This is a genomic window from Streptomyces sp. NPDC093510 (assembly GCF_040683555.1).
Classification (GTDB): domain Bacteria; phylum Actinomycetota; class Actinomycetes; order Streptomycetales; family Streptomycetaceae; genus Streptomyces.
Window position 1 is genome coordinate 46,212 of sequence record NZ_JBFBEE010000020.1, and the last position, 13,620, is coordinate 59,831.

Sequence of the window (13,620 nt, forward strand, 5' to 3'; positions counted from 1 at the left end):
CGGCGGCCGGAGTTACGTCGGGTCGAGGTCGTGGCTGCGCAGCCACGGCAGCGGGTCGATCGCCGAGCCGCCGCCGGGCCGCACCTCGAAGTGCAGGTGCGGGCCTGTGGAGTTGCCGGAGTTCCCGGAGAAGGCGATGGTCTCGCCCGCCTTCACGGGGCCGCTGGAGATCTTGTGCGTGGAGAGGTGGCAGTACCACGTCTCCGTGCCGTCCTTGGCGGTGACGATCGCCATGTTGCCGTAGGCGCTGTTCCACTTCGTCGACACGGTGCCGTCGGTCGCGGCGAGGACCTCCGTGCCGTACGACACCGGGAAGTCGATGCCGGAGTGCGCGGACATCCAGTTGACGCCCGCCTGGCCGTAGTACGCGCTCAGGCCGTGCTGCTTGACCGGGAGCGAGAACTTGGGACGCAGCCGCTCCTTGCGCGCCGCCTCGGCGGCCGCCTTCTTCTGGGCGGCCACCTTCTCGGCCTTGAGGTCGATGCGCTCCTGCGTACGGCTCGCGCGGTCCGCGAAGTCGCCCGCGTCCGCGGAGAGGTTCGCCAGCTGGGTGTCCAGCTTGTTGTTGGCGGTGGAGGGCTTCACGGACGTGACGTCCGGAGCTGATGCCGCCGTTGCCGTTTTCTCGTCGTCCCCGCCGAAGCTGCCCACGGAGGCGGCGGCCACTCCGGCGACTCCCATCACACAGGCCGAGGGCACGGCGACGGTCAGCAGGGCGGAGCGCTTGGCAGGGCTGCGGCGGCGGGTCCTGGAGCGGCCGCCGTCGGAGGGCCCGCCGCCCTTTCCGCGCGAGGAGCGGGGGGCAGGGGGGACGGGGGGAGCGGCGCTACGGGAATCCGCGGCCGGCTCGGCGTCCGCGATCCCGTACGGGGCGTCGGCGTCGATCCCGTACGACTGCGCGTCCTCGGGGTGCTCCGCCGATTCGTAGGGCTGGGGCGCGCCGAGCGTGTCGTACGCACCTGTGTCGAAGGTCTGCGTGTCCCACTGGTCGGTCTGCGGTGCCTGGTCCGGCGCTTGCCCCGGTGCTTGCTCCGGTGCCTGGTCCCAGGCGGTGCTCTCCCACTGGCCCGTGGAGTCGGGGCCCGGCTGTGACGGGATGTCGGCGAGCTGCTGATAGCCGCCGGTCGACCACACGGAGGTGTCGTAGCTGCCGGTTTCGTAGGCGCTGCCGTCGTACGTGGCGGCGTAGTACTGCGCGGCGTACGGGTCCTGGGTGAGCGTCTGCTGCGGGGCCGTGGTGGTCGCCCACTGGCCCGTGTCGTGCGCGCTGCCCGGCATGTCGCCGAAGAGGGGGTCGGCCGCGAAGGTACCGGTGTCGAAACTGCCGGTGTCGAAAGTACCGGTGTCGAAAGTGCCGGTGCTGAAGGCTCCGGTGTCGTAGCTGCCGGTGTCGAAACCGGTGGTCTCGAAGCTGCCGGTGGAGTAGGTGTCGTAGCCGTAGCCGCCGTGCTGGGCGCTCTGTTGGTCGTACGTCACGTAGTGCGGTTGGTCGGCGCCGGGTGCCGAGGACGGGGGAGTCGAGCTCCCCGACGGGTGACGGTCGTTCACCAACTTCTCTTTCGCCTCGGCAGCAGGGGCAGAGCAGTGCGGCGACTGTACCCGGCGGTATACGGGCGCGACAATCTTCGGCAGGTTTCGTGGTTTCAGGAAACGGGCATTCGGCCGTCTTTCGGCGGACTGCGGGCACAGCCTTGGCTCTGCGTTCGAGGTTCGTTCGAGAGAAGTGGGGTAGCGCCGGGGGCCGTGGGAAGGGTGGGGCTGTTTCAGGCGACCGTGAGTCCGCCCGGTGCGCTCTTGGCATCGGCGCCCGGATTCGCCAGGTCGAGTGCCTGGCGTATGCCGTTCGCGACCGCGGGGTGCACCGGCAGTGCGAGGTGGCCGATTCCGGTCACGCGGACGTTCTGCGCGAGCAGGTCCGGGTGGTCGACGCAGGCCGTCTTCAGGGGGTCCATGATCTGGTCCATATCGCTCCAGAAACTGACGAACTGCGTGCCGCAGTCCGGCGCGGGTTCCTTCAGCTCCTCGATCAGATCGGAGCCCGGACGCATCTGCCGGACGATCGGGTGCGCGTCCGCGAGCGGTATGACGCGGGTGCCGGCGTGCGGTGTGCCGAGCGTGACCAGGGTGCGTACGTGCGCGTCGCCGCCGAGCCGCTGTACGTAGTAGCGGGCGATCAGGCCGCCGAGGCTGTGCCCGACGATGTCCACCCGGGCGTGCCCCGTGCGCTCGCGGATCTCCTCGATGTGGCGGCCGAGGAGCTCGGCGGCGACGCGGATGTCGCAGGTCAGCGGCGAGTGGTTGAGGGTCTCCACGCGACGGCCGTGCTGGGCGAGCGCGCGGCGCAGCAGTACGAAGACGGAGCGGTTGTCGATGAAGCCGTGCAGGAGGAGAACCGGGGGCCTGCCGTCCGGGGGGAGGCGGGGGGCGCCGGGAGGCGGCTGGACCGGGGTCGGCCTGCGCTCCTGCGTGATGCCCGAGGGGTAGAGGAGCAGGTGGCCCGCGAGGATCGTTAGCTCCAGGGCGGTCGACTTCAGCAGGGCCGCGGAGAGGCCTGCCATCTTCGCCGGGAGGGCCGGGAGGGCCGGGAGGGCCGGGAGGGCCGGGAGTGGTGGGAGCGGTGGGAGTGACGCGAGGCCGAGGATTTTTGGCAGCAGGGCGCCTAGTGGGCGAAAGGGGCGGGCTCCCGCGTGGGCTCCTGTGACCGGCATCGTCGACCTCCCGTTGGCGCACGGAAGGACGCCTCTGTCCCCCGTGTGCCCTAGGGGGAGTCGTGGTCGAGGAGTCGGCTGTGCGAGGGCGACGTCGGCCACCGTCAGTAGTGGCTCCTTGCCCCCGTTGCATCGCCGATGCGCGGTATCACCACGCCGTGCGGTTGCCGGCGCGGTGGCCCGGCGTCTCGTTGCGGCTCCCCTCGCGCCTGGTCCGGATGCGGAGCGTGAACCCCTGGGTTACGGACGGGCGCGCAGCGAACGTGTCCCACGTGTGATTTCCCCCTCGCTCTCCACCGTGAAACTGCCGCTTGCGGGATGCTGGGGATAACGTTCGTTCACTTCCCCGGCCGGTGCGGTGCGGGAGTTGTGGGTCTGTTGGTGGTACGGATTTCGGTACTACGGATTTCGGTACATGGAGGCAGTGATGGGTGTGGCAGCCGGGCCGATCCGCGTGGTGGTCGCCAAGCCGGGGCTCGACGGGCACGATCGCGGGGCCAAGGTGATCGCGCGGGCGTTGCGTGACGCCGGTATGGAGGTCATCTACACCGGGCTGCACCAGACGCCCGAGCAGGTCGTGGACACCGCGATCCAGGAGGACGCCGACGCGATCGGTCTCTCCATCCTGTCGGGGGCGCACAACACGTTGTTCGCTCGCGTGTTGGAGCTGTTGAAGGAACGGGACGCGGAGGACATCAAGGTGTTCGGGGGCGGGATCATTCCGGAGGCGGACATCGCGCCGCTGAAGGAGAAGGGTGTCGCGGCGATCTTTACGCCTGGGGCCACTACTGCGTCGATCGTGGAGTGGGTTCGGGGGAATGTGCGGCAGGTGGTCTGAGCGGCGGGTCGTCTGAGCGCGGGTCGTCTGAGCTGAGCCGTTGACTGCCGCCTGCTGTGCGTCTGTTCGTCTGTGGGGCGGGGCCGCGGGGGTATGTACGTACTCGCTATCCCTTCGCCACGGCACAAGGACAAAGACGCCGATGTTTCCTCGGTGCTCCGTGCGCACATACCCCCGCGTCCCCTCGGGACGGTTGCGCGACCGTCCGCCGGTGGGGGTGCCTGTGCCTGGTCCCCGCGTCGCCTCGGGACGGTTGCGCGGCTGCGGCCCGGTGGGGGTGTCTGTGACCGGTCCCCGTGTCGCCTTGGGACGGTTGCGCGACCGGCCGCCGGTGGGGGTGCCTGTGTTCTCAGGGGCGGGTTATGGGGGTGGGAGTTCTGTGCGGATTGCTGCTCTTAGGCGCAGGGTGGTTACGAGGCGTTGGAACGCTTCCGACCAGTAGCTGCCCGCTCCGGGGGACGCGTCTTCCGGTTCGTCGGGGATGGCGGTGAGCGCCTCCAGGCGGATCGCCTCTGAGGGGTCCAGGCAGCGTTCCGCCAGGCCCATTACTCCGCTGAAACTCCAGGGGTAACTGCCCGCGTCGCGTGCGATGTTCAGGGAGTCCACCACGGCTCGGCCGAGGGGGCCGGCCCAGGGGACCGCGCAGACGCCGAGCAGTTGGAACGCCTCCGACAGGCCGTGTGCCGCTATGAAACCCGCTACCCAGTCCGCTCGTTCGGCGGGGGGCAGGGCGGCGAGCAGTTTGGCCCGTTCCGCGAGGGACACGGCGCCGGGGCCTGCCGCGTCGGGTGCGGCGGGGGCGCCCAGTAGGGCTCTGGACCAGGCGGTGTCGCGTTGGCGTACCGCCGCGCGGCACCATGCGGCGTGCAGTTCGCCCCGCCAGTCGTCGGCCACCGGGAGCGCCACGATCTCAGCCGGGGTGCGGTTGCCGAGCCGGGGCGGCCAGGTGGCGAGTGGGGCCGACTCCACCAACTGCCCCAGCCACCAGGAGCGCTCGCCGCGGCCGGTGGGGGGTTTGGGGATGACGCCGTCCCGTTCCATGCCCGCGTCGCACTCGTGCGGGGCCTCGACGGTGAGGGTCGGCGTGCTCGAGGTGTGGTCGACGGCCACGCAGGAGGCCGCGCGCGCCGACATCCTGCCTGCCAGGGCTGATGCGGGGAGTGCGGACAGCAGTTCCGCAGCTGTGGAGCGGACGTTGCGACTGCGGTCGGTCAGGGCCTGTTCCAAGAACGGCTCGTCCTCGGGGGACAGGCCGGTGCGCAGCGAGTCGAGGAACATCAGGCGGTCCTCCGCCCGTTCCGTCGGCCACGTGGAGGTGAGCAGGTCCAGGGCCGTGCGGGCGTGCTGTGCGCGCAGTGCGGTGAGGAGGGCCACGCGCTCGGCGAAGAGGCCCTCCTCCCAGAGCTGTCCGGTCCGCGCCGCGTCGTCGGCGGGCGGGAGTGCCACGCCGCCTCCAGGGGTGGCGCGGAGTGCGAACTTCCAGTCGGGGTTCAGACGGGCCAGCCAGAGTGCTCTCGGGCCTGCGAAGGTGAGGGCGTGGGGGCGCAGGTCCGTGCGGCCGCGTGCCGCGTTCAGGAGTGCGGGCAGGAGTTCGGGCGGTGCGCCGTAGCCCCGCGCGTTGGCCAGGGCCAGCCACTGGGGCAGGAGCTCCATCAGGTCGGGTGCGGCGCCACGGCGGCCGCCGCTGCCGGTTCCTGGCTGGCCGGCGAGCAGCGTCGCGAGCCTGCGTCTTGCCGCGGGCGGCACCTGGGGCCTGGGGTCGTCGGCCGCGGGCTCCGGTGGTGCGGCGGCGACTGCCGGGCGCAGGCCCGCTCTACGGCGCGTCGCCTGCGTCGCCGCCGCGTCCAGGAGGGCGAGTGGTGCCTCCTTGCCGGGGGAGTGGAGCGCGGGCGGCAGCGGGCGACGCTCGGTGCCCAGCAGGGAGGCCGTGACCAGGTCGTCCCATGAGGGCGCGGTGGCGGTGTGCGGTGTGGGCATGTGTGTCTCCTGGTCCGCGGTCGTCAGCACAGCGACACCGGCTCCTGTGAGTCCTTCGGCCACGCCGTCAGCGGTGTGAAGCCCTGGTGGCCGCATTCACCGAAGACCGTCAACGGCATGCCTCCGGAGAGGGCGATCAGGCGCCACAGACCCGGCCTGGATGTGGCGGGTGGGGAGAGGGGGAGTGCCGTGGTGCCGTCGGAGTCGGTCAGTTGCCAGGTGCCTTCGTGTTCGGCCGATATCACTTCGGAGAGCGTGACCGGCCAGGACTCCAGCCAGGGGTCGTCGCGAAGCGCCTCTCCGTAGCGGACGACGGCCTCTTCTGTGCGTATGCCCGGGGGGCGGTGTGTGGCGGGGGCCGGGGCGGTGAACTGTTCGCCCAGGTCCACACGGAGTTGGGCCGCGCCCGGGTAGGCGATCACCTCGGCGTCGAGTACGAGGCCCACGGGGAGAGCGAGTTCGGGTGCGCGGCCCGCCGCGCCGTAGGAGAGGAGGAGTGCGGTGCGGTCGGATTCCGTGCCGTACAGCCATATGCGGCGTGTGGTGAGCCTGCTGTCCGCGGTGTCGTACTGGGCGAGGACCAGCCAGCGGTCCCGTGTCGGTGGGCCCTCCGGCTGGGTGGGCAGGCCGACGCGGGAGCGGACCGTGGCCGCCAGGTCGGGCGGCAGCCGGTCGCGGTGGAGCCACCCCTGGGTCAGGAGATGGAGCAGCGCGCACTCCTCCAGGAGACGCGCCGGCCAGCCGGGGCCGGACGAGGGGATCGCCCCCAATTCCCGTGCCCGGGCGGCCAGTCCCGGTGCCTGGGCGTCGACCATGCGGGCCGCTGTCTCCTCCCACAAGCCGTACCCCGCCTGCTCGGCCGCGGCGGTGCCGCCTCGGAGCAGATCGGACAGGCGCTGCTCCAGCTCCGTCGCACCCGCGGTGATGCGCTCGGCCCGCCTCTCCGCTCTCCTACGCGCCGCCTCCGGGTCGGCGGCGGCTCTCGGCGTACCGGGCGGACTCTGCTCGGTCTCCGTCCGTTTGCGGCGCGACGCGAGCCATTCCTCGGCCCAGGGCGGTGGTTCGCCGCCTTCCGGCACGGTGCCGTCCGCGCCCGCCCAGACCAGCAGCAGCCCCAGCGCGTGCTTGCACGGGAACTTGCGGCTCGGACAACTGCACTTGTACGCCGGGCCCGCCGAGCCCGCGATGTCGACGACCGTCCGATACGGCTTGCTGCCACTGCCCTTGCACAGCCCCCACACCGCCCCATCGTCAGAACTGCCCGCCTCCGACCATGGGCCGGCGACGCCGAGTTTGCTTCCCGCCTTGCGTGACGGCGCGTCAGGAGCCAGTGCCAGCACCTGATCCGCCTTCCAGCGCACCCCCTGCTGAGTCATGTCTCGAAGGTAGGCGCAGCCACTGACAATCGACCCGGCCAAGGATATGTGCGCAGGTCAGAGGCGTGCGGAGGGTGATTGTCAGTGGCGTGGTGCACCGTGGAGACACATCCGGGCCAGATGCGGTCCGGACGAGCTGGAGGGGGATCGCTCCATGACCGTTTCCGTCGACTCGACGACGTCCGCGACCGCGAATCCGTCGGGCGCCCTGCGGCCGCACGCCGAGCACGCCTTCGCCGCCGAACTGGCCGCGCTCGCCGCCCAGGACGACCGGCCGAGGCCGCAGCGGTGGAAGCTCTCGCCGTGGGCCGTCGCCACCTATCTCCTCGGCGGCTCACTGCCCGACGGCACGGTGATCACGCCGAAGTACGTGGGGCCCCGCCGCATCGTCGAGGTCGCCGTCACCACGCTCGCCACCGATCGCGCCCTGCTGCTGCTCGGAGTGCCCGGCACCGCGAAGACGTGGGTGTCCGAGCACCTCGCGGCCGCGGTCAGCGGTGACTCGACGCTGCTCGTCCAGGGCACGGCGGGCACGCCGGAGGAAGCCATCCGGTACGGCTGGAACTACGCGAGGCTGCTCGCGCACGGCCCCAGCCGCGACGCGCTCGTGCCCAGCCCCGTCATGCGGGCGATGGCGGAGGGCATGACGGCGCGCGTCGAGGAGCTGACCCGCATCCCGGCCGACGTCCAGGACACGCTGATCACGATCCTGTCGGAGAAGACACTGCCCATCCCCGAGTTGGGGCAGGAGGTGCAGGCCGTACGCGGCTTCAACCTCATCGCCACGGCCAACGACCGCGACCGCGGCATCAACGACCTGTCGAGCGCCCTGCGCCGCCGCTTCAACACCGTCGTCCTGCCGCTGCCGGAGAGCGCCGACGCCGAGGTCGACATCGTCTCGCGCCGCGTCGACCAGATCGGCCGCTCCCTCGACCTGCCCGCGGGGCCCGAGGGCATCGACGAGATACGCCGCGTCGTCACCGTGTTCCGTGAACTGCGCGACGGCGTGACGGCCGACGGGCGTACGAGACTGAAGTCGCCAAGCGGCACGCTGTCCACGGCGGAGGCGATCTCCGTCGTCACCAACGGGCTCGCGCTGGCCACGCACTTCGGGGACGGTGTCCTGTGCCCCGGTGACGTCGCGGCCGGCATCCTCGGCGCCGTCGTGCGCGACCCGGCGGCGGACCGTGTCATCTGGCAGGAGTACCTGGAGGCGGTCGTGCGGGAGCGTGACGGCTGGAAGGACTTCTACCGCGCGTGCCGCGAGGTGAGCGCATGACGGGGGTGGGGGAGCCGCTGCTGCTCGGGGTGCGGCACCACGGGCCGGGCTCCGCGCGCGCGGTGCGGGCCGCGCTCGACGCTGGGCAGCCCGATGTCGTGCTCGTCGAGGGCCCTCCGGAGGCCGACGCGGTGGTGCGGCTGGCCGCCGACGAGGGCATGCGGCCGCCCGTGGCGCTGCTCGCGCACGTGGTGGACGAGCCGGGCCGCTCGGCGTTCTGGCCGCTCGCGGAGTTCTCTCCGGAGTGGGTCGCCATCCAGTGGGCCCTGGGGCGCGGGGCGACGGTGCGCTTCTTCGACCTGCCCGCGGCGCACTCGCTCGCCCTGCGCGCCGGGGACGAGGGAGGCGAGGGGGACGGGGACGAACGCGCTGAGGGTGAGCGCGTCGAGGACGGGAGCGAGAGCGACGTGCGGGTCGATCCCCTCGGCGTTCTTGCCGAGACCGCGGGGTACGACGATCCGGAGCGCTGGTGGGAGGACGTCGTCGAGCACCGGGCGGCGGGCGGCGAGGCGTTCGCGCCGTTCGAGGCGCTGAGCGACGCGATGGGGGCGCTGCGCGAGGCGTACGGGGACGGTGGACACAGCCGGGACGTGGTGCGCGAGGCGTACATGCGGCTCCAAGTGCGCGCCGCACAGAAGGAGGCCGGTGCCGAGCGGGTCGCCGTGGTGTGCGGGGCCTGGCACGTTCCCGCACTCCGGCGGAAGGTCACCGTGGCCGCCGACCGGGCCCTGCTCAAGGGGCTGCCCAAGGTGAAGGCCGAGATGACGTGGGTGCCGTGGACCCACCGCCGGCTCTCCCGTGCCAGCGGGTACGGCGCGGGAATCACCTCCCCCGGGTGGTACGGGCATCTGTTCAGCGCACCCGACCGGCCCGTCGAGCGCTGGATGACGAAGGTCGCGGGGCTGCTGCGCGACGAGGACATGCTCGTCTCGTCCGCACACGTCATCGAGGCGGTGCGGCTCGCCGACACGCTGGCCGCGATGCGGGGGCGGCCGCTGGCGGGGCTCACCGAGACGACCGACGCCGTGCGGGCGGTGATGTGCGAGGGCTCCGACGTGCCGCTCGCGCTCGTGCGCGACAAGCTCGTCGTCGGTGACGTGCTGGGCGAAGTGCCCGAGTCGGCGCCCGCGGTCCCGCTGCAGCGGGACCTCACCCGGCTGCAGCGCAGGCTGCGACTCAAACCGGAGGCCGTGGAGCGGGAGTTGGAGCTCGACCTCCGCAAGGAGACGGATGCCGCGCGCAGCAGGCTGCTGCACCGGCTGCGGCTGCTCGGCGTCGGCTGGGGGGAGCCGGTGGTGTCCCGGGGGAGCACGGGGACGTTCCGGGAGACCTGGCGGCTGCGGTGGGAGCCGGAGCTCTCCGTGCGGGTCGCGGAGGCGGGGGTGTGGGGGACCACGGTGCTGGGCGCGGCCACGGGCCGGGCCTCGTCGGACGCCGTCGACGCGAGGGCCCTCGCCGACGTGACCGCGCTCGCCGAGCGGTGTCTGCTGGCGGAGCTGCCGGACGCGTTGCCCGTGGTGATGCGGGTGCTGGCGGACCGGGCGGCGCTGGACGCGGATGTCGGGCACCTCGCGCAGGCGCTGCCCGCGCTGGTGCGGTCCCTTCGCTACGGAGACGTCCGCGGGACCGGTACGGAGGCTCTCGGCGAGGTGGCCCTCGGGCTCGCCGAGCGGATCTTCGTCGGGCTGCCGCCCGCGTGCGCGGGGCTCGACGCGGACGCGGCTCTGGAGATGCGGGGGCACGTCGACTCGGTGCACCAGGCGGTCGGGCTACTCGAAGAGTTCTGTTCGGGCCGCGCCGAGGTGACGCCCGCGGCCGCGCCCGCCGCGACCGTGGTGCGGAGTGTTCGTCCCCGGTGGCACGCCGTCCTGCGGACACTCGTCCAGCGGGAGGCCGTCGCCGGAGTCGTCCGAGGCAGGGGCGTGCGGCTGCTTCTGGACGGTGGGGAGCTGGGGGACGAGGAAGTGGCCCGGCTCATGGGGCTCGCGCTGTCCCGGGGGTGCGCGCCGGCCGAGGCGGCCGCCTGGATCGAGGGGTTCGTCGGGGGCGGGTCCGGGGGCGGAATGCTGCTGGTGCACGACGAGAGGCTCCTCGGCCTGGTCGACGACTGGCTGAGCGGGGTGTCGGACAGCGCCTTCACCGACGTACTGCCCCTGCTGCGGCGCACCTTCTCGGCGTACGAACCGGGGGTGCGGCGGACGTTGGGCGAGCTGGTTCGTCGGGGGCCGACGGGGGCGGGGGCCCGGGGCGAGGTGAGCGGGCGTGGGTCCGGGGGCGGACTGCCCGGCTTCGCCGAGGACATAGACGCGGCGCGCGCGGACGCCGTCGTCCCGATCGTGCGCCTGCTGCTGGGCCTGCCGACGGGGACGGGGACGGGGACGGTGACGGGGACGGTGACGAGCAGCGACGACTGCGTGGGGGTGGCGGGGTGACTGGGGCGGCTGGGGAGACGGGAGTGGCTGGAGCGATGGGGGCAACCAGAGCGGCCGGGGAGACGAGGGGGGCCCGGAAGACCGTGGCGGTGGGAGAAACCGGGGCGCTTGGAGCGGCTGGGGGGACGGGGACGAGGAGGGCGAGCGGGATGACTGGGGTTGCAGGGGCGGGGGCTGGGATGGCTGGGGTGGCTGAGGCGGGGTCGGATGGGACTGGAGTTGGGGTCTCTGGAGCCGGGGGTGTCGGGGGTGTGGTGCCTGGGGGTGAGGTGGGGTCGGACGGGGCTGGAGTTGGGGTCTCTGGAGCTGGGGGTGCTGGGGGTGTGGTGCCTGCGGTGCCTGTGGTGGAGGCGGTCGGGGTCGGGGTCGGGGTCGGGGACGAGAGGTTGCGGCGGTGGCGGCTTGTGTTGGGTGGGGGGAGTGCCGAGGGGACGGGGGGTGCGCTCAGTGGGCGGGATGTGGCGGTGGATAGGGCGCTGGCCGCGCTGTACGGAGGAGGGGGTGAGACGGATGGTCGGGGGCGGGAGCGTGCGGCGGGGCTCGGGGCGTCCGCGCCGTCCGTGGCGCGCTGGCTCGGGGACATCCGGACGTACTTCCCGTCGTCCGTCGTCCAGGTCATGCAGCGCGACGCCATCGACCGGCTGGGGCTCTCCACGCTCCTCCTGGAGCCGGAGATGCTGGAGGCCGTCGACGCGGACGTACACCTGGTGGGCACGCTGCTTTCCCTCAACAAGGCCATGCCGGAGACGACCAAGGAGACCGCGCGGGCCGTCGTGCGCAAGGTCGTCGAGGACCTGGAGAAACGGCTCGCGACCCGGACCCGTGCCACGCTCACCGGAGCCCTCGACCGCAGCGCCCGCGTCAGCAGGCCCCGCCACCACGACATCGACTGGAACCGCACGATCGCGGTCAACCTCAAGAACTACCTGCCGGAGTACCGGACGATCGTCCCCGACCGCCTCATCGGGTACGGGCGGGCCTCCCGGTCCGTGAAGAAGGACGTCATCCTCTGCATCGACCAGTCGGGGTCGATGGCCGCCTCCGTCGTCTACGCCTCGGTGTTCGGGGCCGTGCTCGGGTCGATGCGTTCGCTGAACACACGGCTCGTCGTCTTCGACACGAACGTCGTCGACCTGACCGACCAGCTGGACGATCCGGTCGATGTCCTGTTCGGCACGCAGCTGGGCGGCGGCACGGACATCAACCGGGCGCTCGCCTACTGCCAGTCGCAGATCACCCGGCCCGCCGACACGGTCGTCGTTCTCATCAGCGACCTCTACGAAGGGGGCATCCGCAACGAGATGCTGAAGCGGGTCGCGGCGATGAAGGCGTCCGGAGTGCGGTTCGTGACGCTGCTCGCGCTCTCCGACGAAGGGGCGCCCGCGTACGACCGCGAGCACGCGGCGGCGCTCGCCGCACTGGACGCGCCGGCCTTCGCCTGCACTCCGGACCTCTTCCCGGAGGTGATGGCCGCGGCGATCGAGAAGCGTCCCCTTCCCATACCGGACACGGCGGGCTGATCGCGGGAGCAACCAGAGCAAACAGGCGGCCCCCGACGTCACAGGGGCCGCCCGGCGACCTCCGCAACTGCGGGTTTTGCCGCGGTGACCACGTGATCTGTGACCGTCATCACCGCCCAAATGTGATCTGTGATTTAGGGAGGCGCGGCACACGGCGATAACCTGCGAGACGGACATGCCGCGTACTGGACTCCGTCCTACGCCTCCCTTGTGACAGCGCAGTCACGTTGCCCTCCGCGGCACGCCCATGCAGACAGCTGACACCAAAGCAGCGAGATCGCAGCGAGATCACGGATAAGGGACGGACGCGCGTGGACCTGTTCGAGTACCAGGCGAGGGACCTCTTCGCCAAGCACGGTGTACCGGTGCTGGCCGGTGAAGTCATCGACACGCCTGAGGCGGCGCGCGAGGCCACCGAGCGGCTTGGCGGCAAGTCGGTCGTCAAGGCGCAGGTGAAGGTCGGTGGCCGCGGCAAGGCCGGCGGCGTGAAGCTGGCGGCGACCCCGGACGAGGCCGTCGCCCGCGCGACGGACATCCTCGGGATGGACATCAAGGGCCACACGGTCCACAAGGTGATGATCGCCGAGCTGTCCCCGGAGATCGAGGCTGAGTACTACGTCTCGTACCTCCTCGACCGCACCAACCGCACCTTCCTCGCCATGGCGTCGGTGCAGGGCGGCATGGACATCGAGGAGGTCGCGGAGAAGACCCCCGAGGCCCTCGCGAAGGTCCCGGTCGACTCCAACGATGGCGTCACCATCGAGAAGGCCCGCGAGATCGTGGCCCAGGCGAAGTTCCCGGCCGACGTGGCCGAGGGTGTCGCCGAGGCCATGGTGACCCTGTGGGAGACCTTCGTCGCCGAGGACGCGCTCCTCGTCGAGGTCAACCCGCTGGTGAAGACCAAGGACGGCCGCATCCTGGCCCTGGACGGCAAGGTCTCGCTCGACGAGAACGCCGACTTCCGCCAGGCCGACCACGAGGCGCTCGAGGACAAGGACGCAGCCAACCCGCTCGAGGCTGCTGCCAAGGCCAAGGGCCTCAACTACGTCAAGCTCGACGGCGAGGTCGGCATCATCGGCAACGGCGCGGGTCTCGTCATGAGCACCCTCGACGTCGTCGCGTACGCCGGTGAGGCGCACGGTGGCGTGAAGCCCGCCAACTTCCTCGACATCGGTGGCGGCGCCTCCGCCGAGGTCATGGCGAACGGCCTGGAGATCATCCTCGGCGACTCGGACGTCAAGTCCGTCTTCGTCAACGTCTTCGGTGGCATCACCGCGTGCGACGAGGTCGCCAACGGCATCGTCCAGGCCCTGGAGCTGCTCGCCTCCAAGGGCGAGAAGGTCGAGAAGCCGCTGGTCGTGCGTCTCGACGGCAACAACGCGGAGCTGGGTCGCAAGATCCTGAGCGACGCCAACCACCCGCTCGTGCAGCGTGTGGACACCATGGACGGCGCGGCCGACAAGGCCGCCGAGCTCGCGGCCGCGAAGTAA

The 13,620-nt window shown here is 71.8% G+C and carries 9 protein-coding genes; 5 read left to right on the forward strand and 4 right to left on the reverse strand.

What is annotated here, in order from left to right; all coding sequences use genetic code 11:
• Nucleotides 1-12: 12 nt before the first annotated feature.
• Both AB0N81_RS29185 and AB0N81_RS29190 read right to left on the reverse strand, forming a co-directional pair.
• Nucleotides 13-1,548: a M23 family metallopeptidase gene (locus tag AB0N81_RS29185; RefSeq protein WP_365363457.1), complete on the reverse strand. Its 1,536-nt coding sequence runs from the start codon at nucleotides 1,546-1,548 to the stop codon at nucleotides 13-15.
• A gap of 215 nt (nucleotides 1,549-1,763) precedes the next feature.
• On the reverse strand, nucleotides 1,764-2,558 hold the full coding sequence (locus AB0N81_RS29190; protein ID WP_365363459.1) for an alpha/beta fold hydrolase: 795 nt from the start codon (nucleotides 2,556-2,558) through the stop codon (nucleotides 1,764-1,766).
• Nucleotides 2,559-3,135: 577 nt separating this feature from the next.
• On the opposite strand from AB0N81_RS29190, the gene AB0N81_RS29195 reads away from it, so the two are divergent.
• Nucleotides 3,136-3,546 (forward strand): cobalamin B12-binding domain-containing protein, encoded by a 411-nt coding sequence (locus AB0N81_RS29195; RefSeq protein WP_365363461.1) that lies wholly within the window; start codon nucleotides 3,136-3,138, stop codon nucleotides 3,544-3,546.
• Between the two features lie 360 nt (nucleotides 3,547-3,906).
• On the opposite strand, the gene AB0N81_RS29200 is transcribed toward AB0N81_RS29195, so the two are convergent.
• Complete coding sequence (locus tag AB0N81_RS29200; RefSeq protein ID WP_365363463.1) at nucleotides 3,907-5,523, reverse strand: DUF5691 domain-containing protein; 1,617 nt, start codon at nucleotides 5,521-5,523, stop codon at nucleotides 3,907-3,909.
• Between the two features lie 23 nt (nucleotides 5,524-5,546).
• A complete protein-coding gene (locus AB0N81_RS29205) occupies nucleotides 5,547-6,899 on the reverse strand; it encodes an SWIM zinc finger family protein (RefSeq protein WP_365363465.1) in 1,353 nt (450 codons plus the stop codon).
• Between the two features lie 154 nt (nucleotides 6,900-7,053).
• On the opposite strand from AB0N81_RS29205, the gene AB0N81_RS29210 reads away from it, so the two are divergent.
• The 4 genes from AB0N81_RS29210 to sucC all read left to right on the forward strand — a co-directional run bounded on the left by AB0N81_RS29210 (nucleotide 7,054) and on the right by sucC (nucleotide 13,620).
• Entirely contained in the window at nucleotides 7,054-8,178 is a 1,125-nt protein-coding gene (locus AB0N81_RS29210) for an AAA family ATPase (RefSeq protein ID WP_365363467.1), read from the forward strand.
• Complete coding sequence (locus tag AB0N81_RS29215; protein ID WP_365363469.1) at nucleotides 8,175-10,610, forward strand: DUF5682 family protein; 2,436 nt, start codon at nucleotides 8,175-8,177, stop codon at nucleotides 10,608-10,610. The genes AB0N81_RS29210 and AB0N81_RS29215 overlap by 4 nt, the downstream gene beginning before the upstream one ends.
• A 179-nt stretch (nucleotides 10,611-10,789) precedes the next feature.
• On the forward strand, nucleotides 10,790-12,130 hold the full coding sequence (locus tag AB0N81_RS29220; protein ID WP_365363471.1) for a VWA domain-containing protein: 1,341 nt from the start codon (nucleotides 10,790-10,792) through the stop codon (nucleotides 12,128-12,130).
• A gap of 311 nt (nucleotides 12,131-12,441) precedes the next feature.
• Nucleotides 12,442-13,620 (forward strand): ADP-forming succinate--CoA ligase subunit beta, encoded by a 1,179-nt coding sequence (gene sucC, locus AB0N81_RS29225; RefSeq protein WP_365363473.1) that lies wholly within the window; start codon nucleotides 12,442-12,444, stop codon nucleotides 13,618-13,620.

Excerpts from the sequence above, each read along its gene's own strand:
- AB0N81_RS29215 (WP_365363469.1), top strand. The coding sequence starts at position 8,175 with ATGACGGGGGTGGGGGAGCCGCTGCTGCTCGGGGTGCGGCACCACGGG.
- AB0N81_RS29210 (WP_365363467.1), top strand. The coding sequence starts at position 7,054 with ATGACCGTTTCCGTCGACTCGACGACGTCCGCGACCGCGAATCCGTCG.
- AB0N81_RS29190 (WP_365363459.1), bottom strand. The coding sequence starts at position 2,558 with ATGGCAGGCCTCTCCGCGGCCCTGCTGAAGTCGACCGCCCTGGAGCTA.
- AB0N81_RS29195 (WP_365363461.1), top strand. The coding sequence starts at position 3,136 with ATGGGTGTGGCAGCCGGGCCGATCCGCGTGGTGGTCGCCAAGCCGGGG.
- AB0N81_RS29205 (WP_365363465.1), bottom strand. The coding sequence starts at position 6,899 with ATGACTCAGCAGGGGGTGCGCTGGAAGGCGGATCAGGTGCTGGCACTG.
- AB0N81_RS29200 (WP_365363463.1), bottom strand. The coding sequence starts at position 5,523 with ATGCCCACACCGCACACCGCCACCGCGCCCTCATGGGACGACCTGGTC.
- AB0N81_RS29220 (WP_365363471.1), top strand. The coding sequence starts at position 10,790 with ATGGCTGGGGTGGCTGAGGCGGGGTCGGATGGGACTGGAGTTGGGGTC.